Origin of the sequence: Clostridium kluyveri (genome assembly GCF_001902295.1) — a bacterium.
Taxonomy (GTDB): Bacteria; Bacillota; Clostridia; order Clostridiales; family Clostridiaceae; genus Clostridium_B; species Clostridium_B kluyveri_B.
The window spans coordinates 1,157,575-1,177,105 of record NZ_CP018335.1; the positions used below are offsets into that span (position 1 = coordinate 1,157,575).

Below are 19,531 nucleotides of genomic sequence, written 5' to 3' on the forward strand. Positions count from 1 at the left end.
AATACAATAAGACTTAGAAATGACAAACGCCCGATCTTTGATTTTGAAATCCTTTAAGCCTGTAGCTAAATCACAAAATAGCGATATGCGAATCTTTTTAATTCTATTGTGGGACTTTCTAGATTACATCCTACTTCAATATATGAAAGAGTGTAAAAATACAATTAACATCCAGCTATACGCAACATCTCCCAAAGAAGAGGCAACAGTCTTTGTTCCGAAGTCAAAAAGTCTTATGGGGGTAGACGTAGACCTCTCCACCTATACAAGAATATTGTCTGGGAAGATGAGTTATTAAACAATAATTATATTTAAACAAATGGTCATATTATAGATATTAATTCTACCATATGGCCTATTTTTATAAATATAATTACTATATTCATGAATTACCTTTTAAACATAACTATAGAACTTAGAACTAACAGGATGAACTTGTGAAAATGCACACAAATAAAGAAACTGCCATGCTTTTAACTTACCATTTCTTTGTACAAATCCTACACCTCTAGCTATCTTTTCAATTTTTTTTCTGAAAAATATTTTAGTAGATGCTCTGATAAGTGTTTAATTCCGTTTTGTATTATTAATTTTTCTCTTACGATTTTCTTAACCTTACTTAGTGAAAAAATATTTCTTTGTGATTTAATAGATTTTCAGATAAATAAATTTATTATATTTTCAACATTGTACTAAAATATAGCCATATAATAAGATATTATTAAAAATAGCCTATTTAGGATATATATATGTAAATACGATATAATAAAAAGATAGTAGATATAACATAGGAGATGAAAGTATACATAATATGAGAAATTTTATTAGTGGAATAAAAATAGAACATATAAGACATCTTCAATAGATATCAGTAAAAATAAATTAAAACATCTTATTTTAACTGGGAAAAATAGTTCTGGAAAGACCACTCTTTTAGAGAGAATAAGATAATATTTGAAGGCTATTCCAGATAGTAACTTGATAAATTTAGTTTCAGAGTGGTCTAAATCTTCTAAGTTCAATGAAGATTGGTATGTACAATTATTAAATATTCAAAATAAAACCTTAGAGGAAAATGCTAAAATGAACTACTATAAAAATAATTGGGATATGATGGAGAAATATATAAAACAATATGCTAATGGATTACAAGTATTGTTTCTTGAAGGTAATGAAATACTTGAAAAGTATGAAAAAGGAGAATTTATATTAGCTTATTTCAATGCAACAAGAAATGTAAAAATTGATATACCCACAAATTTGCCTAAATTACAATTAAAAGAGAAATATAACCAGGACAAACGCATGAAAACTTACAACTACACACCAGGCTGACACTATGTGTAGTGCGTTTTTATATTCAGTCTTACTTCCTCTCATAGTTTTTCCATCTATGTTAAGTATTTTTTTTATGTTCTCACCATCATTTTTGGATATACATTCATTCCAGGTAGATTGAAGCTGTTGCATTACATTGGGTTCTATCATTCCTATTACTCTTTGGAAAGTATCATGTGATGGAACACCATTTTCTAACTTAAAATACCTTTTTAAAAATGTTTCATGTAATTTACAAAACACCTCTATTTCAGTCCACTCATTTCCATTTCCTAAAGATGCAATTAAAACCATTCCCACAACTTCATTCATGGGGTATCTTACTTTCTTAAATTGTCTTGGATCATCTATATCTTTCAGTGACTCCAAAAAATCATACATATCATAAATATTCTTCATAACTTTAAAACCTCCACTTTTATGATTTTATCAAAAAAAGTGGACATTTTAAATGAAATTTATTTCATGCGTTTGTCCTGGAAATATAACATAGAAGAAAATATAGGGGATGTGTTCTTAAACTATATAGTATATTTAAAAACCTAGCAGGCATTTGCTAAAAATGAAAATGATATGGATGAAGAATGAAATTAATGGGAGGAATTTATGAGATGTTATGAAAAATATCTATCAAATAATTTTTCAAGGTTCTATAATTGAGAAAAATGAAACGAAACTTCTTATTATCCGCATAACTGAATAGGTTATATCTATAATGGATAATGGAAATAGAAACTTAAAAATAGTCTTAGCTGTAAAGTATTATAAATTGGGAACCTATTATAAATTTACTATAAGGAGAAAAGAATGAAATTAGAGATAATGACGGTCTACAAAAATTTGGATGGTTATATTTTAGAAATGGAAAAAGATCATGCAAATTATGAGGTGTTATGGGATAAATATGCCATTCAGCCTTATTGGGAGAAAATTAGTCAATGGGCACCATGTGATATGTCTGATCGAAAACCAAAAGCAATAAAGGATATAGGCAAATTGAAACAACAAATCAAGTTAATGCAGAAGATGAATCTTGATATAATTAAAAGTGAATTTACAAAGATAGTGAGTGAACTTCCTAATTATGATGATGACACAATAGTAATTGCAATTTATCCATTAGATGATGAAAATATTACTGTTAAAGAACAGCAAAATGGTGTACAAGGGATTAATGTATTTGGTAATATTCTGATTCAGGTCAATCCTTTTGCTGAAAATTATTTGGGATGGATTCCATATGTATTTGCTCATGAATATCATCATAGTGTATGGGGAAATTATTGGCATGTGATTCATAGAGGATGTACGGGAAGTTTAATAGAAGCAATGTTAATAGATGGGCAAGCAGATATATTTGCAAAAAGCCTCAATCCTACATTAAATCCAACATGGATTTACCAAATATCTAAGAAACAAGAAAAGGAATTGTGGAATAATCATTATTGTAAGTTGTTATATGAGACTGATTTTGATTATATAAAATATATGTTTGGCAGTGGTGAAGCAGGAATACCATGGTGTGCAGGATATTTTTTTGGATATAAAATTATCGATAGTTTTAGAAAACTTCATCCACAAATTAGTGTTAAAGACATGCTTGAAATGAGTTCAGAGGAAATTTTCGCTATGAGTAATTATCATGAAATCCATGGTTTTAATTAATAAATATTTATATTTTAATATATAATAAAATTGTGGTGTGTAGTAATATAAGCTTATATCTAAGGAATAAGTTCTGGAGGTTAAATAAATGAATGAAATTGCTGTGCTTGGACCATCAGGCACTTTTAGTGAATTTGCAGCAAAGAAATACATTAAGAAATTTAATAAAAATACAAAAATAGTTCTTTATCCTACTATAAAAAAAGTTTTTGATGCTATTGGCAAGGAATGTGAATTAGGAATTGTACCTATTGAAAATACTCTTGATGGATATGTGCAAATTACGCTGGATTTACTTTCACAGATGAATTTATACATAATAAATGAACTTGTCATTCCGGTTCAATTTTCTTTTGTCAGTAATAATTTGAATGTATCTCATATCAAAAAAATATATGTTCAGTTTAAAACTCAAGGACAATGTTATAATTTTTTAGATCAATTTACTGAAGTTAAAATTATAACAACTGCGAGTAATGGGGAATCCTTTGAAAAGGCAAAGAAAGGTATTTTGGAAGAGTCTGCCATAATTCCGAGACATATACTAAACGCAGAAAATAGATTTCCTTTCAGCATTGAAAATGTAACTGATTCAGAAAATAATGAAACAAGATTTATTGTGATTTCAAAAAATATTATAAAATATGATATTAATAAAAGTTATAAAACTTCAGTAATTGTCATGGATGCTGCAGACGATAAACCTGGAATGCTTTCGAAAATTTTAAATGAATTTTCTGAGAAAAATATTAATCTGACTTCAATAATGTCACGTCCAACTAGAAGAGCACTTGGCAAGTATTATTTTTTTATTGATATTGAGGGACATTATCCAAAAGAAAAAAATATTAAGCAAGTAATTGATAAGATAAGTGAAAACAATACAGTTAAAATTCTTGGCTCTTATTCGATGATTTAATATATACTTAGTAGATGGATATCCTTACCTATGGAAGATTAATTAGTTCTTTTTAAATTTTGGAACAGATTCAATTGTATTTATAATTTTTTATTGAGACAATGAAAAATAAGTAGGGTGTTGTAAAATTACTACCATAGTTTTTGGAATTAAAATTCATTTATATTATTCTGGAGGTGTAACAAATGGATTCAGTGAAATATAATCAATATTTAAGGTGCGTTAAATTATGTAGAGAAAAAATACACTCATTTTCTAAATATCCATATTGCTTATCAGCCGTAAAGGATTTATCTATGTTGGAATTTCATCCAAAAGTAACATATATAGTAGGAGAAAATGGTACGGGTAAATCAACAATACTTGAGGCTATTGCGGTGGCATATGGATTTAACCCAGAAGGTGGAACAAGAAATTTTAACTTTTCAACAAAAGATACTCATTCAGATTTATATAGGAATCTTAAATTAGTTAAAGGGGTCAAAAGACCTAATGATGGTTTTTTCTTGAGAGCAGAAAGCTTTTATAATGTAGCAACAAATATAGATGAGATAGATGCTTCTAGTTCATATGGAGGTATTTCACTACATTTACAATCTCATGGGGAATCTTTTTTATCAGTTATTGGGAATAGATTTAGTGGAAATGGTTTATATATTTTAGACGAACCAGAAGCAGCATTGTCACCTTCAAAACAAATGTCCCTGATTGTTATAATGAATAAATTAATACAGAAGAAGTCTCAATTTATAATAGCTACTCATTCTCCTATAATAATGTCTTATCCAGATTCAATAATTTATGAATTAAGTGATGGAATAAAAGAAGTGAAGTACAAGGATACTGAACATTATAAGATTACAAAAGCCTTTCTTGATAGACCTGAAAAAATGTTAGAGATGCTTTTATTTGAAGAATAATAAGTTAAAATGTATGAACGTAAATCAATTAATTTTATGTAAAAGTTAGAAAATACGAAGTAAATAACATATACTTAAAATAAAATATAAAGGAGATAGAGGTATGACAGAATTCTGGGAATCAAGTTTTATACAAAATCAAATGATGTGGGGATTTGAACCTTCAGACTCCGCAATCTTAACAAAGGACTTTTTCCTTGAAAAGAATATTAAGGACATATTGATACCAGGTATTGGATATGGCAGAAATGCAAAGGTTTTTATTGACAACGGAATAAATGTAACGGGTATTGAGATTTCAAAAACAGCCGTTGATTTGGCGAGGCAAAATGGGCTTAATATTAGTATTTTTTATGGTTCAGTAACTGATATGCCTTTTGATAACAAACTTTATGACGGTATATTTTGTTATGCACTTATTCACTTATTGAATAATCATGAGAGAGATAAGTTTATTAAAGATTGCTATAATCAGTTAAAGCCAAACGGATATATGATTTTTACTACTATTTCAAAAGAAGCCCCAATGTTTGGAAAAGGCAAACAACTGGGTAAAGACTATTTCGAGATAATGGAAGGGGTAAAAATGTTTTTTTATGATTCTGACTCGATAAAACAGGAATTCGGAAAATATGGACTAATAGAATTTTCGGAAATTGTTGAGCCACATAAGAATGTGGAAAATAAACCTCCATTTAAATTTATAATGGTAAGATGTCAAAAAGAACTATAATTACAATTACATAAAAAATAGTGAATTATTAAATAATATGATAATTTTAAAAAGACATGCAGGTGTAAATAATTACGAGTTTTATAGATAATTATTATAAAGGGAGAAAGTCAAGAATGAATATTCATGTTGAGACTGAAAGACTTATATTGAGACAATTTACTGCAGATGATGTGGAGGAATTACATTATATTTGTAGTCAGCCTTACATATTAAAATGGATGCCTGATTGGAAAAGAACAAAAGAAGAGAGAAAAGAATGGATAATCTGGGTTCAAGAGTATTACACCAAATCAACAAAAGATGTTGAAAGAATAATGCTTGCAGTTGCCCTAAAAGCGAGCAAAGTACTTATAGGTATGGTGGGTATTGGAAATAAGGAGGAGATTGATAATGAAATAGAAATAGCATACTTTGTTTCCGAATACCATAGTAATAACGGGTACATAACTGAGGCTTCAAAGGCAATAATAGAATGGGCATTTAATAACTTAAAGCTTGAGTATCTAATAGCTATTATTGAACCTGATAATATAGGATCTCAAAGAGTAATTGAAAAGTGTGGATTTACTAAGTTTGATACCAAAATGATTTTAAACAGTGGAGATTTAGAAGAAAAGCCATTTTATTATTATCGAATATATAATAAATGAATTGATTTTATAGAATAACTGTTAATAATGAGGGAGCGGTGGAAATGAGAATACCAATTTATCAGATTGATGCATTCACAAAGGAAGAATTTAAAGGGAATCCGGCAGCAGTATGCCCATTAGAAAAGTGGATTGAAGATGGTTTAATGCAAAAGATTGCTAAAGAAAATAATTTATCTGAAACTGCTTTTTTTACAAAAAAGGATGATATGTATGAGTTGAGATGGTTTACCCCAGAAGAAGAGATTGACCTATGTGGGCATGCCACATTAGCAGCTGCTTACACTATATTTGAGTATTTAGATAAAAATTCAAATGAGATAAGTTTTAATACAAAGAGTGGAATTTTGAAGGTACTAAAAAAAGATAAGTTGATTACAATGATATTCCCATCAAGAGAAGGAGAAAAAAGTGAAATACCAGAAGAATTAATAAGAGGACTAGGAAAAAAGCCTAAAGAATTATATAGGTCCAGAGATTACATGGCAGTATTCGAAAAAGAAGAAGATATAAAAAGTCTTAGACTAAATATGGAGGAATTAAAAAAACTAGATGTATTTGGAATAATAGTAACGGCTAAAGGTAATGAAGTAGATTTTGTATCAAGATATTTTGCCCCAAGGTCAGGAATAAATGAAGACCCTGTGACAGGTTCAGCACATTGTACATTAGTTCCGTATTGGAAGAGGGTTTTAAATAAGAATGAATTTGTAGCATATCAGTTATCTGATAGAGGAGGGGAATTATATTGCATTGATAAAGGAGAAAATATAGAAATATCAGGTCAAGCTATTTCTTATTTGGAAGGGTATATAAATGTATAAAACTATTTTATTAATTTAAGTTATAATATGATTTTTTATTCCACGTTCCTTGAGAAGTAAATAATATGGCGTTAAGAAGTAGAATTACTTCACACTTATTGGAATAATAATTACATTCTAGCATGGAAATTTTAAGGTCCAAATCAAATTCTTATGATAAAGACCTTAAAATATCAGAATGGTATGTTTTATGAATTACTTAATTTAAAATTTTTCTTTGCTTTAATAAAACAAATAATTGATAAAACTAGCGTCAATATAAAAGTAAGTTTGTAAAAGTGCCACGGTTCAGTTTTATAACCAAGTTTTATTACATTCCATGGGCTAAATAACCCTAAAATAGGTGAAATAGTCATTTTAAATGTCATTGAAAAACATAGCATTGAAAGAAGAAAAAATAAAATAGAAATAAAAAGTAGCTTGCTTTTGCAAATATTTTTCAATATTAAGTACCTCCTAATAAAATAATATTGTTCTATATATTCTATGACATGAGAAATGATAAATAGTATAAAAAGATATTTCTTTTATACTAATTTTACCAATTTTATTTATTGTTCATATTATCTTTAATACTATCTATTTATTTTTGTTATAATATTTAAAGCACAATCTTCTTATTTAATGTAAAGTATAGATAGCAAAGAAGGTGTGATAAAACAGTAATTTATTATGAAGTAAAAATTTTTTGCGTTTTTGTGTGAAGGAATGTAAATATGGGAAAAGAACTGTTGGAAATTACATTGGAAGAATTAAGGAGGTTGTTTCTTATAATTCCCAAAAAGCATTATATTAAATTACTTTAATATTTTTATTTAAAAAGGATATTTTGTATAAAGGAACTGATGAATATAATGTAACTTATAATTTTTCTATTGTTTTGTCGAATATAATTTTGTATTTAGTAATTATAAGTCCTGTATTATTAACAAAAAAATTTTTGAAACAGTCATGGACTAGTACAGGAATATCAAAACGTAATTTAAAAAAGTCAGTTATTGTTGGTATAATTGCAGGTATTATATATATAATATTATCTTTGATCTATATGGATATCAATATTATTATAGTAATTGCTAGGTTAAATATTAGTTATTTCTGGGGATTAGTATACTTTTCTACTGTTGGATTTTGTGAAGAATTTATATTTAGAGGATATTTCATACTTTATATGATTGGGTAAATACTCTATTAACAGAATAACAATGATGGGAGAAATGAATAATATGGGTGGATATAGTAATTTACTAAAACTAAATACATATGTTAAAAGATGTAAATTTAACTTTTTTGCTGGCATAGTAGGAATGATTATTTGTTCAATTATGTATACTCCCGTACCTTATTTAATGGGGTATGTAATAGACAAGGTTCTGATACCACATAAAAGTTATATGGAATTATATAAGATTATTTCTGTATTAATTCTATTACATATGTTAAGGTATGGCATAAGTATTGTTTCAAAAAGTCTTTTTATAAAAGTTCAAAACTTTGTAGTTAATGAAGTTAGGGTATCAATGATGGATAAAATAATAGATTTGCCTATGAGTTTTTTAGGCAAAAAGGAAAAAGGATATATACTTAGCAGGATATCTGAATGTGGAAATATAGGAAGTTTATTCTCGCCTATGTTTGTAAATACATTTTTAAGTATCTTTGACTTTATATTTGCACTGATTATGATGATTACTTTAAGTTATAAGCTAAGTATTATAGCTTTGATTATAGTTCCAATATATTTTTTAACTGTAAAACATTCATCTAATCAATTGTCAGAAAGTACAAAATTAATGTTGGAAACAGGGGCTGTTTTAAATGGGGAGACTTATGAAGTATTAAATGGTATAGAGGAGATAAAAATATTAAATGGCAAAAAAGTTCAACTTAAAAAGTTTAAAGACAAATTGAATAAGATGGTAAAAAACAGTATAAAGCAAAGTAAACAAATCTTATTTTTTATGGAGAATATACTTTTAGTAAATAATTTAGCATCGGTTTTAATATTGTTATTTTCAGGAATATTAATTTTAGATAATCAAGTAACTGTTGGTATATATACTGCTTTTATTGCATATATGAGTAAAATATTTTCAACAACGTCAAGTTTTGCAAGTTTAGGTATGACTGTAAAACCTGTATGTGTAAGCATTGAAAGAATACAAGAATTTTTAGAAATGGAGGATGAAAATACAGAAGAGCATGAAATAATGAATGAACATATAATTAGTATTTCAGGTAAAAATTTAAGCTTTAAATATGACGAAAATAGTGAAAATGTAATAAATAAATTAAATTTTAAAATGAATAAAGGGGATAAAGTTCTTATAAAAGGGGAAAATGGTACAGGCAAGTCCACATTAATTAAAAATCTTTTAGGGTTATATTCTCCAACAGAAGGTGAAATTTTTATAAATGATAAGAGGTATTCACTTATTGATAAAAGAAGTGTGAGAAATAAAATAGGAGTTGTATCTCAAAATGTATTCTTATTTAGGGGGAGTGTTTTAGATAATATTTTATATGGGCAATCTGATAAACGTAAGGAAGATGTAGTATCTTTGATCAAAAAATACAATTTAGAAAGATATATTCAGGGCTTTGAAAATGGTTTAGAAACTGAAATTAATCAAAATGGTATTGGAATATCAGGAGGACAAGCTCAGATTATTGCTTTTTTAAGAGCCACTATTGCAAAAAAAGATGTAATTATTCTAGATGAGGGAGTAAGTAATATGGATGTGGAGACTAGAGAAATTATTTTTAAGATACTTGAAGAAAGAAATATATGTAACATTTTAATGATTATTTCTCATCTAGAAGAGGGTATAGAGTTTGTTAATAAAACACTATATTTAAAGAAAGAAACTAGCGAATAATTGACTTAGCAATGTTTAATTTCCTTTGTAACTATTAAAAGAAAATAATACAGTATCTAAGGATAGGATTCTTTATTTCTTTAAAATATGAAATTGGTATTTGTGGTTCTTATGCAAAATATAAATTCTTTGACCCTGTTGAATATGAAAAAATATATTAGGAGAGAGAATGAAAATGTGGAGAGATATAGGGAAACAAATTGAGTTGGAGGAATGAGCTTTCATTTTCTGATTTATCAGAGATGGAATTAAGTTATTTTGGTGTAGATTTTGAGAGAGCTGCTGTCAAAAAATCAATGTATAGCAGAAGCTCCTCTGACAAAAATACATCCTTTCGTTTCACCAAGCCAACTTGAATCAAATTGCTTCCTTCCAAAGGGATAGAAATAATATTGGGGTTCATGTGATTGTCCACGATACAGCCAGTTCCCAGATTGTAGCCATTTGTATTTGATAGAAGATCATTCATGGCGCCTCGATCCTTAAGATAGACAAGTTTGCTGATATTGTCTACATTGATTATTTCTTCTGCAAAATGGAGTAACATATCGTCCTTCTGATAAGTCAGATACGGATAATTCTTTAACTGTTCCAAGGTAATGGATTGGAAATTAGCTAGAGGATGTTCTTTTCTAAGAAAGACGTGTTGCTTTAGCGAAGCCATGGGAGTAAACACTAATGAGTTTGAGATAAAGTAACGCTCAAAAAAGCTCTTATTTAAGTCAGTCAGAGACAAAATTCCAAGGATGCTTCTGCTAGCGTACACGTCGTCAATAACCTCAGTTGTCTTTCCCTCATGAATTGTCAACTCATATTTCCGTTCTGAAAAATAACCCATCAGATTTGCAACCGCCTCTATAGCAAAGCCATAATGTTGAGAGGAAATGGAAAACTTTATTAAGTCTGTTGTCTTCTGCTTCTTAAAATGATACACCACAGATTCTGCTTGTTCTAGAAGCATTTTAGCGTAGAATAATAATTCCGCGCCTTCTTTTGTGAAGACAACTCCTTTATTTGTTCTATTAAAAATAGTAATTCCTAAATCATTTTCCAATTCCTGTACTGCCTTGCTGATACTAGGTTGAGTCACGTAAAGTGCAGAAGCTGCTTTACTGATTGAATTATGCTTGGAAATCTCCACTATATACCTAAATTGTTGTAGTGTCATGTTATCACTTTTCCTTATCCCATTCTGCCGAATGTTTTGCTATAACTTTATTCTATAGCAGGTGATTAATAAAGTCAATTTTACGGTTTGTATGAGAAGGTGCTAAAATATAGAAAAACAAATTTATTACAAAAGGAGTAAAAAAAATGATAAGGGAAGCAAGTGAAAAAGATTTAAAAAGTATTTTAGAAATTTATAACGATGCTATATTGAATACAACAGCGATATATGCTTATGAGATTCAAACTCTTGAGGAGAAAAAACAATGGTATAAAAAAAAGAAACAAGATGGATATCCATTGTTAGTATTTGAAGAAAATGATAGGGCCGTTGGATTTGCCACATTCGGCTCTTTTAGAGAATGGCCAGCATATAAATATACAATAGAGCATTCTGTATACGTTCATAAGGATTATAGAAATCAGGGTATTGCAACAAAATTAATGAAAAAGATAATAAAAATTGCTAATGAAAGAGAATATGCAACACTTGTTGCTGGAATTGATGCAGCAAATGAAGTTAGTATAAAAATGCATAAGAAAATAGGATTTAAGTATTCAGGTACAGTAAAAAAGGCGGGATTTAAATTTGGTAAATGGCTGGACCTTACTTTTTATCAATTGGATTTAACAGGACCTAAAATGCCTTCAGAGGGATAAATCAATAATTGAAGGAGTAGATTACAATTGAATTTATTTATAAAATGTATTGTAGCTGTTATTATTATGATTGCTGTTCATTATATATCAAAAACACATAATTATTATATTGCTGGATTAGTATTAAGTTTTCCTGGCTTAAGTATTCTTGCATATTATTTTATGTATAAAGAACAAGGAGTTTCAAAAGTTCGAGTAACAACATATTTTGCCATATTATCTGCTATACCATTTGTAATCTTTCTTTTAGTATTAAATTTTACCTTAAAAAAATATACTATATTTAATTCTATTTTAGTATCGAGTGTAGTTTGGGTAATCTTTTCATCAATATTCATTATAATTTGGAAAAATTTTAACATAATTTAATACTCATTTTTAGATTTATCGGCTGATGTTAAGGGTATTAAATATCTATGATACATTTTAGTTCATATTATTTTTACGAGTCTTTTGGTAAAAAGCTTCAAAAACAGTATTACAATTAGACGCAACTAATGCGGCATTAAAAGAACTTAAGGAGATTTTTAGTTCCTACAACTATGAAGTTATAGTGCTTGCAGATAGAGACTTAGGAAATGATGAGGAACATAAATAATTAGGTGTAATAAGGAGCATTCAATTTTTGAGGTTGAGTGCTTTTGTTATGGTTAAAAAAATGCTTAAATTTTAAGAATATAATTGGATTGTAGAAAAATGGTAGTATAATATTGATATATTGAATGGCATAATGATGATACTTTCCATAATGATTTACATAAAAACTTAAAGGCAGATTTTATTTTAGCTAATCTACCATTTAATATTAGTGGCTGTGCAGACATAGTTATGGCAAATGGGGCATCAAGTTGAAATACTTTTAATGAAGGTAAGATTAGAAAGAATTTAATAGAAAGTGTTATATTTCTTGCAAGCGTGTTTTTTAATAATAAGATACATTATTTTTATAAAATTTTATAAGACAAGAACAGCTTAAGGTGGATGAAAATATGATAAATGATTTATTCATAAATGTATTGGTGCTTATATCTGCTACTTTTATTGCGGGTCACATTTTGAGGGATATATCTAAATATACTACATATGTTAAAATATTATTAGGTATAAGTGGTGGATTTGTTGGTATTTTACTAATGATATATACAATTAGAATTGATGGAACTACTACAATAATGGATCTGCGAAATTTTGCATTGATGATAGTTTCTCATGTGGGAGGAACTGTACCTACTATAGTTTCAGCAATTATTATAGGTTTATATCGTATATTATACTTTGGCATAACCAAATCTTCTATTACGGTAGTCCTTCAAATGATATTATATCCAATATGTTTTTATATAATTGATAAAAAGATTAAATCAGATTGGAAAAAGTGGTTTTTCAAGACTTTATCCATGTTAATTATAGTACTATCTGTGTTAACTTATCTTTTAAAGAATGTAGAAAATTTTCAAGTAATGCTTTCAAAATATTTTATAGTCAATTTATTTTTTAGTATATTAGAATACACCTTGCTAAGTTATGTTAAAACTTCAAATGAGCTATATAGAATGTATAAAAAGGGTTCTACCAAGGATTTCCTTACAAATCTAAATAATGTAAGAAAATTTGACAGCCTGCTTAATGATGCTATGAAAAATACAAAGGAAAAATGTGAGAAACTATCTCTATTAATGATTGATATTGATTTCTTTAAAAAAGTAAATGATACATATGGACATGCAAAGGGTGATATTGTTTTACGTGAATTAGCAAAGATTTTACTTAAGAACAGTAGGAGCTTTGATATAGTTTCTCGAAACGGGGGAGAAGAATTTACCATATTACTACTAGATTGTCCTGAAATCCAAGCATTACAAATAGCTGAACGTGTTCGCTCTAGCGTTGAAACTCACCCATTTATACTGTCTAGTGAAACTCAGATAAATATCACCATATCAATAGGAGTCGCCAGTTATCCAGAAGCTACAAATGAAATAGAAAAACTCTTAGAGTTAGCAGATATGGCATTATACACTGCTAAACGTACAGGAAGGAATAAGGTGTGTTTAGCTGCCGGACACTCCAATGTGTTACAATATACTAAGTAATTACTTTTTTATTTTATAAAAATTTCAAAGGAGATGTTTAGATAGATAAAGTCAGGGATTGAACATATGCCGGTTGCTAGAGAGGAAGTACATGCAATGTTAATTGAAGCAATTCCTTATAACTTCTTATTAATATTATTATTTAAAAATATATCCAAAATTTAAAAAGGGTATTTTGTAGTGATTTTACAAATAATAGTTTTGATAGTAATTATGTAATAGGAAGGAAATGATAATATGAGCCAAGGAATAGTCTCACTTTTTATACCTATAATAGTCATTGTTTTAGCTATGATTACGAAGAGAATAATAGCTGCGCTCATTGTAGGAATTTTAGTCAGTGGTATATTACTTGCAGGGGGAAATATAATTAATGGGTGTATTTTAGCTACAGAACATTTAGTTAATGCAACTGCAGATAAAGAAAGTGTTTATATAATAATGTTTCTATTTCTGTTTGGTGCCTTTGGTGAGATTATGAAGTTATCAGGTGGAATAAAAGGTTTTTCTGAATTAGCAAACAAATATGTAAAAACCGAAAAAGGAGCTTTAGGGAGTATATGGCTAGTATCTATTTTTACCTTTATTGATTGTTGTTTTCATGTCATCTCATCAGGGACTATTGGCAAAGCATTAATAGAGAAAACAAAGGGCAGCAAGGATAAACTAGCTGTAATAGTCAATGTAACATCCTGTTTATTAATTATTTTGATTCCATTTGCAACTACTTACGTGGGTTACATAATAGGGGTCATTAGTTCAGCTTTAAGTAAGGCAGGAGTTAAAGAATCAGCTTATAATCTATATATAAAGAGCATACCCTATAATTTTTATGCCATTGTTATGATACTTATAAGCATAGGTATAATATTTTTTAATCTAAAATTTGATAGTATAGTTAATAGGATTAAGGAAGTAAAACAAACTGACGAAGGAGAGCCACATGGACATGAGGCGCATGAACAATGTGAATTTGAAGAGAAAGCACCACCAAGACCATTTAACTTGATTATTCCATTAACAATACTTATTTTAACTACATTCTTTTTCTTTTGGTATACTGGAAAAAATAAGGGTCAAGGATTTTTAGGTGCTATAATGAATGCAGAATTTGGAGAATCTATTTTATTATCAGCAGCAGTTTCTATTGTAATTACTACAGTAGTTTACTTAATTCAAAAAATACCTATGGCTGAGATAGAAAGTCATTTTTTGTCAGGTGGAAATGAAATGATGCCGCCTATAATAGTTCTAATATTAAGCTGGGGATTGTCAGGTATAATAGAAGATTTGCAATTTGCAAAATTCATTACCAATACAATTGGACCACAAGTACCAACAGTGCTAATACCAGTTGTAATATTTTTGATTGGTTGTGCAGCTTCATATTTTATGGGTTCTGCTTGGGGGACATGGGCATTACTCATGCCAATAGCTGTGCCACTTGCCGTAACTACAAATTCAAATCTGCCTTTAGTTATTGGAGCTGTGCTTGCCGGCGGTTCTCTAGGTGATAATGCCTCACCACTGGGAGAAACAGCAATTCTTTCATCTACCATAGCAGAAGTTCCCCTAATGAAGCATGTTAAGACAATTTTACCTTATAGCATTATTTCTATAGTAATATCATCCATCTTATTTATAGCCTTTTCATTTGCAATTTGAAGTTATAATACAAAGGCGGACATGGAATTGCAGAAGATGATACAGAAAAATGTCATTACGGCAACAGCTATTGTAAATTTACCCCAGTAGGGCATGAAACACAAATTTCATCATATACTAGAATTAGCTATGGCAGACTTATAAAATGGAGGGGAAATTATTGGTTAGTACAATAATAACTGCACTTGTTTCATTTTCTAGTACCAATATTGACGATATATTTGTACTTATGTTATTTTTCTCCCAATTAAATAGCAGTACGAAAATACGTCATATAATTATTGGACAGTATCTAGGAATCGGAGCATTAACAACAATAAGTATCATAGGTGCTATAGGTGTATCAGTAATTCCTCATGAATATGTAGGGCTGCTTGGATTAGTACCGATATATTTAGGGATAAAAACATACCTCCACTATAAGAAAGAGAGCAGGGACGGTAAAAACACTGCTGAGCAAAAGTTTCAAAATGTTGATAATAAAGAACCAAAAGGAACAAATAGTATTCAAAAAAATCGTATAATATCTTTTGCTAAAACGTTTATTAATCCAAGTGTTATAAAAGTAACTAGCGTAACTTTTGCCAACGGCGGAGATAATATTGGCATATACATACCGCTTTTCGCAAGCATGAATTTATTTGATATTTTGGTAACAGTGTTGGTGTTTGTACTTTTAATAGCCTTATGGTGTTTTATTGGTTTAAAGTTGGCAGAACAGCCTTTTGTGAGTCGAAATATTGAAAAATACAGGCATATCTTAGTTCCAATAATATTTATAGGATTAGGAATTTTTATATTAATCGAAAATGGAACAATAAGTTTCATATCCCATAATTTATTTTAGATTAATATACAATATTCTCATTCGACGACTAAAATCCCATATCTAACGATATGGTTTTTTTTATATTCAAAATCTTAGGGAGGAGTAGAAATATGCCTTATAAACAAGGCTAGCTTAACATTTAAAAAACTAAGATAAATGTTAGCAATGCCTCACTTTTAATTTTTGTATCTAAGGATACTGAAGATAAAAAAGATTAATCTTATAATTAAAACATAAATTATAGATTTTAAAAAATAAAGGATAAAGCTTATAAAAATTATAAAAAATATGACTATTGGTGAATATTTTTTTAAGCTGATTTTTGATTATATGCTTGAAGGAATGCCGTGTGATAGGGTAAATCAAATCATTGAAAATAGGGAAACTATGATTACCTGGGAAACCACAAGAGATCTTCATAAAGCTTACTGGGATGAAGCTAGCGGGAATATCAATAATTATTATCATTTTAGAGATTCATGAATTAATGGATTCTTAAGTGCAAGTGGTACAGGATATAAGTATACTAGAACAGAAAATGGAATAAATACAATAAGAAAGGTGTGAGTTTATGGATGGAATTGTTTTAATGATTGAAGAACACAAAAACATAAAAAGGATGCTGCAAGTTATAAGAAAAGCATGTTTAAGTATAATGAATGGCAGGGAAATTGATTATATGGATTTTGAAATGATGATTGACTTTGTAAGAAATTATGCAGATAAGCATCATCATGGAAAGGAAGAGAAATTATTATTTAATAAAATGGTGGATGAAATTGGAGGTGCAGCTGAGAAGGTAGTTAAGTTTGGAATGCTTGTGGAGCATGATTTTGGAAGGTTATATATGAAGGAGCTTGAAGAAGCACTTGCCAAAGTTAAGGCTGGTGATGATGAGGCAAAACTTGATGTCATAGCCAATGCTGTATCTTATACACATCTATTAAATAGGCATATAGATAAAGAGGACAATGTTGTATATTCTTTTGCCAAGAGAGCTCTTAGTGAAGAAATATTAAATAGATTCAATATGGAATGTGATGCTTTTGAAGAGGAAATGAATAGAGATGGTGTTCAGAATCAGTATATTCAAATATTAGAATTGCTTGAACAAAAGTATAAGTAATTCATGCAAAATATTAGCATAGTTAGCAGGTATGTTTGTAGGTTTTGGTATTATACTCATATTTACAATAGGGGGCCTGCTATCCCCTGCAAATGCACCAGCTGCTAAAATTGTAATAGGGGTTTCTTTTGGAATTGCACTAAGTTTAGTATTAGCTGCTGGTTCTAAATTATTTACAGGTAACATGATTATGCCAATAAGAAAGCCTGGAGAATTGGATAATGAATATAAATAAAATGGCATAAGGAGGGATTAAGATGGGATATAAGTTAAATTCAGAAAAGTTTAATAATTTTTTGGCCACAATAAAAGATGAATATAAGGTTTATGCTCCTATACTTTTAAAAGGCAAGGGCACCTTCTCAGACACAGATACTGTTAGGTATGGACAAGTTAATGATATTAAAGAAATAGATTTTGATAAAAAATCTAATTTCTCACCCAAGGAAGTGATACTTCCAATTACACAAACTCTGTTTTATTTTACAGAAGATAGCGTAACAGAACCTAAAACAGAGGATAAGAAGAGTTTAATATTCTTAAGAAGCTGTGATATGCATGCTGTTAAGAGATTGGATCAAATATATTTAAAGAATGGCGCTGAAGATCCATATTACAAGAAATTAAGAGAAAAAGTTAAATTCATACTTATAGAGTGCGAACACAGCTTTGAAAATTGTTTTTGTGCAAGTATGAAAACTAATAAAGCAGAGGAATATGATTTATTTGTAAAAGTGAAACATGGACAAGTTTTTGTTGAATGTAAAGATGAAAGCTTTAAATCATATTTTGACACTTGTGAGCAGTATGAAGTAAGTCCAAAATTTATAGAAGCTAACGAAAAAGAAGTAAAAGTTCCTGAAAATTTAGATACAAATATATTTAGTTGGAGTGGCTGGAAAGAGTATTTACAAAGGTGTATAGCTTGTGGCAGATGTAATACTGTGTGCGGAACCTGTGCTTGCTTTACAATGCAGGATATATTCTATAAGGATAATAGAAATGTTGGAGAAAGAAGAAGGGTTTGGGCTTCTTGTCAAATAGATGGATTTACAGATATGGCCGGCGGACATAGTTTTAGAAAAGAGCAAGGTGATAGAATGAGGTTTAAGGTTATGCATAAGGTTTATGATTTTAAAAAGAGATTTGGCTACCATATGTGCGTAGGCTGTGGAAGATGTGATGATGCTTGTCCTGAATATATCTCATTTTCAAACTGCATAAATAAGTTGAACAAAGCAATGGAAGAGGTGAAGTAAATGGAGAATATATATTTACCAAGGTCTAGTAAGATAATTAGTATTACTCCACATACAGATATTGATTACACCTTTAGAATGGAATTTACAGGTGATGTGAAACCTGGTCAATTCTTTGAAGTTTCTATACCTAAATACGGAGAAGCTCCCATTTCTGTCTGTGAAATAGGAGAGGGATATATAGACTTAACAATCAGACGTGTGGGAGTAGTTACAGATGTTATCCATACCTTTTTCAAAGGAGATAAACTTTTCATGAGGGGACCTTATGGCAATGGATTTGATGTAAATATATATAAAGGAAAAGAAGTTATTGTAGCAGCAGGTGGAACTGGACTAGCTCCGGTTAAGGGAATTGTGGATTATTTTTCAGCTAACAGAAATGAAGTTAAGAATTTTAATCTTTTAGCTGGATTCAAGTCACCAAATGACATAGTGTTTAAAGAATCTATCAAAAAGTGGAGCGATAATTTACAAGTTACAGTAACTGTAGATAAAGCTGAAGAAGGATATAGTGGTAATGTAGGGTTAATTACTAATTATATTAAAGATTTAAAAATTGAAAATGTGGAGAAAGCACAAGTGGTGGCTGTTGGCCCTCCAATAATGCTGAAATTCACATTAGCTGAGTTTATTAAAAGAGGAATTAAAGAAGAAAATATTTGGGTTTCTTATGAAAGAAAAATGTGTTGTGGACTTGGTAAATGCGGACACTGCAAGATTGATGATACTTATATCTGCCTAGAAGGTCCGGTCTTCAATTATACTAAGGCTAAGAACTTAGTGGATTAGGGGGGAGAA

20 protein-coding genes and 1 pseudogene are annotated in these 19,531 nt (G+C 29.3%); 19 read left to right on the forward strand and 2 right to left on the reverse strand.

Going from position 1 to position 19,531, the window contains the following annotated elements:
- Nucleotides 1-954 precede the first annotated feature (954 nt).
- Nucleotides 955-1,335, forward strand: a complete 381-nt coding sequence (locus BS101_RS05880) for a hypothetical protein (protein ID WP_073537975.1) — start codon at nt 955-957, stop codon at nt 1,333-1,335.
- Here BS101_RS05880 and BS101_RS05885 read toward each other — a convergent pair.
- Nucleotides 1,276-1,737 carry an ISAs1 family transposase gene (locus BS101_RS05885; RefSeq protein WP_073537976.1) on the reverse strand — a complete coding sequence of 154 codons (462 nt, stop codon included), beginning with the start codon at nt 1,735-1,737 and terminating at the stop codon, nt 1,276-1,278. The two genes, BS101_RS05880 and BS101_RS05885, sit on opposite strands and share 60 nt — an antisense overlap.
- 408 nt (nt 1,738-2,145) lie before the next feature.
- Here BS101_RS05885 and BS101_RS05890 point away from each other — a divergent pair, with 408 nt between their 5' ends.
- From BS101_RS05890 to BS101_RS05930, 8 genes are all read left to right on the forward strand, one after another.
- Nucleotides 2,146-3,003, forward strand: a complete 858-nt coding sequence (locus tag BS101_RS05890) for a DUF2268 domain-containing putative Zn-dependent protease (protein ID WP_073537977.1) — start codon at nt 2,146-2,148, stop codon at nt 3,001-3,003.
- Between the two features lie 88 nt (nt 3,004-3,091).
- Nucleotides 3,092-3,922, forward strand: coding sequence for a prephenate dehydratase (locus BS101_RS05895; RefSeq protein WP_073537978.1), 831 nt, complete (start codon nt 3,092-3,094; stop codon nt 3,920-3,922).
- Between the two features lie 185 nt (nt 3,923-4,107).
- The gene (locus BS101_RS05900) at nt 4,108-4,842 is read left to right on the forward strand and encodes an AAA family ATPase (protein WP_012101308.1); all 735 of its coding nucleotides are present in this window, start codon (nt 4,108-4,110) and stop codon (nt 4,840-4,842) included.
- 103 nt (nt 4,843-4,945) lie between these two features.
- Nucleotides 4,946-5,575, forward strand: a complete 630-nt coding sequence (locus BS101_RS05905) for a class I SAM-dependent methyltransferase (RefSeq protein ID WP_073537979.1) — start codon at nt 4,946-4,948, stop codon at nt 5,573-5,575.
- Between the two features lie 116 nt (nt 5,576-5,691).
- A complete protein-coding gene (locus tag BS101_RS05910) occupies nt 5,692-6,228 on the forward strand; it encodes a GNAT family N-acetyltransferase (RefSeq protein WP_073537980.1) in 537 nt (178 codons plus the stop codon).
- Nucleotides 6,229-6,272: 44 nt separating this feature from the next.
- Nucleotides 6,273-7,052 (forward strand): PhzF family phenazine biosynthesis protein, encoded by a 780-nt coding sequence (locus tag BS101_RS05915; protein ID WP_073537981.1) that lies wholly within the window; start codon nt 6,273-6,275, stop codon nt 7,050-7,052.
- An 829-nt stretch (nt 7,053-7,881) separates the two neighbouring features.
- The gene (locus tag BS101_RS05925) at nt 7,882-8,235 is read left to right on the forward strand and encodes a hypothetical protein (RefSeq protein ID WP_073537983.1); all 354 of its coding nucleotides are present in this window, start codon (nt 7,882-7,884) and stop codon (nt 8,233-8,235) included.
- 43 nt (nt 8,236-8,278) lie between these two features.
- A complete protein-coding gene (locus tag BS101_RS05930; protein ID WP_073537984.1) occupies nt 8,279-9,931 on the forward strand; it encodes an ABC transporter ATP-binding protein in 1,653 nt (550 codons plus the stop codon).
- Nucleotides 9,932-10,184: 253 nt separating this feature from the next.
- Here the strand turns inward: BS101_RS05930 and BS101_RS05935 are convergent, their stop codons facing one another.
- On the reverse strand, nt 10,185-11,099 hold the full coding sequence (locus tag BS101_RS05935) for a LysR family transcriptional regulator (protein WP_073537985.1): 915 nt from the start codon (nt 11,097-11,099) through the stop codon (nt 10,185-10,187).
- Nucleotides 11,100-11,245: 146 nt separating this feature from the next.
- Here BS101_RS05935 and BS101_RS05940 point away from each other — a divergent pair, with 146 nt between their 5' ends.
- From BS101_RS05940 to asrB, 10 genes and pseudogenes are all read left to right on the forward strand, one after another.
- Nucleotides 11,246-11,758 carry a GNAT family N-acetyltransferase gene (locus BS101_RS05940; RefSeq protein ID WP_073537986.1) on the forward strand — a complete coding sequence of 171 codons (513 nt, stop codon included), beginning with the start codon at nt 11,246-11,248 and terminating at the stop codon, nt 11,756-11,758.
- A 66-nt stretch (nt 11,759-11,824) separates the two neighbouring features.
- A complete protein-coding gene (locus tag BS101_RS24540; protein ID WP_416232346.1) occupies nt 11,825-12,127 on the forward strand; it encodes a GlpM family protein in 303 nt (100 codons plus the stop codon).
- A 620-nt stretch (nt 12,128-12,747) separates the two neighbouring features.
- On the forward strand, nt 12,748-13,851 hold the full coding sequence (locus tag BS101_RS05950) for a diguanylate cyclase (RefSeq protein WP_073537988.1): 1,104 nt from the start codon (nt 12,748-12,750) through the stop codon (nt 13,849-13,851).
- Between the two features lie 237 nt (nt 13,852-14,088).
- Nucleotides 14,089-15,516, forward strand: a complete 1,428-nt coding sequence (locus BS101_RS05955) for a Na+/H+ antiporter NhaC family protein (protein WP_073537989.1) — start codon at nt 14,089-14,091, stop codon at nt 15,514-15,516.
- A gap of 160 nt (nt 15,517-15,676) precedes the next feature.
- Nucleotides 15,677-16,363 (forward strand): cadmium resistance transporter, encoded by a 687-nt coding sequence (locus BS101_RS05960; protein ID WP_073537990.1) that lies wholly within the window; start codon nt 15,677-15,679, stop codon nt 16,361-16,363.
- 270 nt (nt 16,364-16,633) lie between these two features.
- Nucleotides 16,634-16,828 (forward strand): hypothetical protein, encoded by a 195-nt coding sequence (locus BS101_RS05965; RefSeq protein WP_073537991.1) that lies wholly within the window; start codon nt 16,634-16,636, stop codon nt 16,826-16,828.
- A gap of 88 nt (nt 16,829-16,916) precedes the next feature.
- Complete coding sequence (locus tag BS101_RS05970) at nt 16,917-17,471, forward strand: hemerythrin domain-containing protein (RefSeq protein ID WP_073537992.1); 555 nt, start codon at nt 16,917-16,919, stop codon at nt 17,469-17,471.
- A gap of 22 nt (nt 17,472-17,493) precedes the next feature.
- A pseudogene (locus tag BS101_RS05975) lies at nt 17,494-17,670 on the forward strand (formate/nitrite transporter family protein); the annotation flags it as partial.
- A gap of 58 nt (nt 17,671-17,728) precedes the next feature.
- Complete coding sequence (gene asrA, locus BS101_RS05980) at nt 17,729-18,730, forward strand: anaerobic sulfite reductase subunit AsrA (protein WP_073537993.1); 1,002 nt, start codon at nt 17,729-17,731, stop codon at nt 18,728-18,730.
- Complete coding sequence (asrB, locus tag BS101_RS05985; protein ID WP_073537994.1) at nt 18,731-19,522, forward strand: anaerobic sulfite reductase subunit AsrB; 792 nt, start codon at nt 18,731-18,733, stop codon at nt 19,520-19,522.
- Nucleotides 19,523-19,531 lie beyond the last annotated feature (9 nt).

Excerpts from the sequence above, each read along its gene's own strand:
- BS101_RS05930 (WP_073537984.1), top strand. The coding sequence starts at position 8,279 with ATGGGTGGATATAGTAATTTACTAAAACTAAATACATATGTTAAAAGA.
- BS101_RS05905 (WP_073537979.1), top strand. The coding sequence starts at position 4,946 with ATGACAGAATTCTGGGAATCAAGTTTTATACAAAATCAAATGATGTGG.
- BS101_RS05935 (WP_073537985.1), bottom strand. The coding sequence starts at position 11,099 with ATGACACTACAACAATTTAGGTATATAGTGGAGATTTCCAAGCATAAT.
- BS101_RS24540 (WP_416232346.1), top strand. The coding sequence starts at position 11,825 with ATGATTGCTGTTCATTATATATCAAAAACACATAATTATTATATTGCT.
- BS101_RS05965 (WP_073537991.1), top strand. The coding sequence starts at position 16,634 with ATGACTATTGGTGAATATTTTTTTAAGCTGATTTTTGATTATATGCTT.
- asrA (WP_073537993.1), top strand. The coding sequence starts at position 17,729 with ATGGGATATAAGTTAAATTCAGAAAAGTTTAATAATTTTTTGGCCACA.
- BS101_RS05950 (WP_073537988.1), top strand. The coding sequence starts at position 12,748 with ATGATAAATGATTTATTCATAAATGTATTGGTGCTTATATCTGCTACT.
- BS101_RS05885 (WP_073537976.1), bottom strand. The coding sequence starts at position 1,737 with ATGAAGAATATTTATGATATGTATGATTTTTTGGAGTCACTGAAAGAT.
- BS101_RS05910 (WP_073537980.1), top strand. The coding sequence starts at position 5,692 with ATGAATATTCATGTTGAGACTGAAAGACTTATATTGAGACAATTTACT.
- BS101_RS05915 (WP_073537981.1), top strand. The coding sequence starts at position 6,273 with ATGAGAATACCAATTTATCAGATTGATGCATTCACAAAGGAAGAATTT.
- BS101_RS05895 (WP_073537978.1), top strand. The coding sequence starts at position 3,092 with ATGAATGAAATTGCTGTGCTTGGACCATCAGGCACTTTTAGTGAATTT.
- BS101_RS05900 (WP_012101308.1), top strand. The coding sequence starts at position 4,108 with ATGGATTCAGTGAAATATAATCAATATTTAAGGTGCGTTAAATTATGT.
- BS101_RS05955 (WP_073537989.1), top strand. The coding sequence starts at position 14,089 with ATGAGCCAAGGAATAGTCTCACTTTTTATACCTATAATAGTCATTGTT.
- BS101_RS05890 (WP_073537977.1), top strand. The coding sequence starts at position 2,146 with ATGAAATTAGAGATAATGACGGTCTACAAAAATTTGGATGGTTATATT.
- asrB (WP_073537994.1), top strand. The coding sequence starts at position 18,731 with ATGGAGAATATATATTTACCAAGGTCTAGTAAGATAATTAGTATTACT.
- BS101_RS05940 (WP_073537986.1), top strand. The coding sequence starts at position 11,246 with ATGATAAGGGAAGCAAGTGAAAAAGATTTAAAAAGTATTTTAGAAATT.
- BS101_RS05970 (WP_073537992.1), top strand. The coding sequence starts at position 16,917 with ATGGATGGAATTGTTTTAATGATTGAAGAACACAAAAACATAAAAAGG.